Source organism: Mesorhizobium sp. M7A.F.Ca.US.006.04.2.1 (assembly GCF_004022915.1).
In the GTDB taxonomy this organism is placed as follows: domain Bacteria; phylum Pseudomonadota; class Alphaproteobacteria; order Rhizobiales; family Rhizobiaceae; genus Mesorhizobium; species Mesorhizobium ciceri.
Map to the genome: position 1 here is coordinate 1 of NZ_RZQA01000919.1, position 2,377 is coordinate 2,377.

At 62.2% G+C, this 2,377-nt stretch carries 4 protein-coding genes; 3 read left to right on the forward strand and 1 reads right to left on the reverse strand.

Annotated features, from left to right (window positions below):
- A partial coding sequence (locus EN925_RS32190) for an SDR family NAD(P)-dependent oxidoreductase (protein ID WP_128337217.1) occupies positions 1-504 on the reverse strand: 504 nt, incomplete at its 3' end.
- Between the two features lie 254 nt (positions 505-758).
- On the opposite strand from EN925_RS32190, the gene EN925_RS32195 reads away from it, so the two are divergent.
- The 3 genes from EN925_RS32195 to EN925_RS32205 form a co-directional block, all read left to right on the forward strand.
- Positions 759-1,232, forward strand: a complete 474-nt coding sequence (locus tag EN925_RS32195; RefSeq protein ID WP_127369833.1) for a DoxX family membrane protein — start codon at positions 759-761, stop codon at positions 1,230-1,232.
- Entirely contained in the window at positions 1,229-1,672 is a 444-nt protein-coding gene (locus EN925_RS32200; RefSeq protein WP_127369832.1) for a cupin domain-containing protein, read from the forward strand. Before EN925_RS32195 ends, EN925_RS32200 begins: the two co-directional genes overlap by 4 nt.
- A gap of 4 nt (positions 1,673-1,676) precedes the next feature.
- Positions 1,677-2,377: SMP-30/gluconolactonase/LRE family protein (locus tag EN925_RS32205; protein ID WP_164894536.1), on the forward strand; the 701-nt coding region annotated here is incomplete at its 3' end.

Consider the following 2,377-nt stretch of genomic DNA (forward strand, 5'->3'; position numbering starts at 1 on the left):
GGCGTAGTTCGCGTGGCCCGCCCACGGGATTTCCTGATGCACGGAACTCATGCAGATGATCTTGCCGGCCGCGCGCGAGACGGACGGCACCACGCCGCGCCGCAGGAATTCGCGTGTTGCCGCCTGGGCGCAGAGGAACTGGCCGGTCAGGTTGACGCCGAGAACCTTGGCCCAGTTCGCAAGCGGCATGTCGGCGAAAGCCGAGTCGCGTTGCAGGCCGGCATTGGCGACAAGAATGTCGATAGTGCCGAACTCGTGCACGGCGCGCGAGAACATGTCGCCAACCTCATCTTCCATGGAGACATCGGCCTTGTGGGCGAGCGCATTGCTGCCGGCCCGATGGATCTGGTCTACCACTGCATTGGCGGCGTCCTCGTTCTCGACGTAGTTCACCACGACATCGGCGCCTGCCCGACCGAGAGCGATTGCGACGCTCTCGCCGATCCCTGAGTTGGCTCCGGTTACGATGGCTTTCTGCCGCACCAAAGGTTTGTGATCGGGCATGAAGAACTCATCAGGAAAGGAAATGATCTAAAAACCGTAATTGTTGCCACCGCTGGGTCAGTCAACCCAGGCAAAACGCGTGCGAAGGGCAAAAGGTCCGGCTGGCGCCATTACAATGCGGTAACGCGCAGGAACATCATTGTGATCGCGGCTTGCGAACCAATTTGACGCTCCAACGTATGAGAGTGGTCGGGAACTGCGATCGCGCAACCGGATGAACGGTCGCGCGTTTGGCCGTTCGAAGAAAGCGTCTGATGCCCGCTATCCTCGTCACGTTCACAGTGCGCTGTCTGCTTGTCGCGCTATTCCTGCCGTTCAGCGCGCTGGACAAGGTGCTGAACTTCGAGCAGGCGATTGACCAGGCATCGCAGGCGATCCCCGGCCGCTCATTCGCGGCGGTGATGATCGCGGGTGGTTTCTTTGTCGAAGTTTTCATGTCGCTGGCGATCCTGGGCGGCGTTGCCGACCGCCTCGCGGCCCTGATCCTGGCCGGCTATTGCCTCGTGACGGCGCTGCTTTGGAAACAGTTCTGGCGCCGGCCGGATTTCCGCCTGAAAGGCAGGAGCGAGGCCCGGGACGTGTTCTGGGATTTCCTCAAGAACCTCGCTCTTGCCGGCGGCTTTCTCCTTCTCGCCTTCGGCTCCAACGCTGCCGAGGTCGATCGCTTCATTCGCCATCCGCTGGCCTCGTCACACCCCTATCAGACGGTTCAGGAAGACCTGCGATGAGCGCCGCGCCGACAATCCCTTATTGGCATCTTTGGACGGATGCGGACGGGATCAGCCGCCAGACCCGTTGCGCGCTGACTGAATTCGAGCTGCGATCGATCAAGCCGCCTGCCGATCCGCAATGGCAGGGGCTGCGCTCGAATGGGCGCATGACCACGCTTGTTACCATCCTGCCCGTCGGCTGGACCGGCACATGGCATGAGAACCCCAAGCCGCAATGGATCGTGCCGCTCTCAGGACGCTGGTTCGTGCAATCGATGGATGGCGTGCGGGTCGAAATGGGGCCGGGCGAGTTGTCCTTCGGCGGCGACCAGAATTGCCGGGAGGTCGACGGCAGGCGAGGCCATCGCTCCGGGACAGTCGGAGATGAGCCAGCCGCCCTGATTGTTGTCCAGTTGCATGACGCGCTGGCGCCGTCCCTGCCTTGTGAGTTCAGATAATGAGATGAAGGGTTTCGACGTCATCGATCCGCGATTTGCGCATTACGTGCTAGAGAATGCGCCGCTCGAAGAACTGGCCGGCGGCTTTCGCTGGATCGAAGGGCTGGTGTGGATGGGTGACGCACTTTGCCTGTTGTTCCAGGATCTCCCTCGCGACCGAACCATGCGCTGGATCGAGGACGCCGGCATATCGGTCTATCGTTCGCCGTCGGACTACGGCAACGGGCAGGCGCGCGACCGGCAGGGACGGTTGATTTCCTGCTCGCATCGCGGGCGCTGCCTGTATCGGACCGAACTGGACGGCTCGCTGACGCGGCTGGTCGACCGGCACGGCGGAAAGCGCCTCAATGCGCCGAACGACGTCGTCGTGAAGTCCGATGGCTCGATCTGGTTCACCGACCCGCTTTATGGCATTCAGAACGACTATGAAGGCGGCCGCCAGATTTCGGAGCAGCCGCCGGCGCTATACCGGTTCGACCCGCGGAGCGGCCGGATCACGATCGCAGCTGACGATTTCGACGGTCCGAACGGCCTGGCGTTTTCACCCGACGAAGCGCGCCTCTATGTCGCCGAAACCGGCGACCAGGCCACTGAAGATCCGAAGCAATATATCCGGGTCTTCGACGTCGCGGAGGAAGACCACCTGCGTGGTGGCGAAATCTTCCACAAGGTCGAGCCCGGCTATGCCGACGGGCTGTGCGTGGA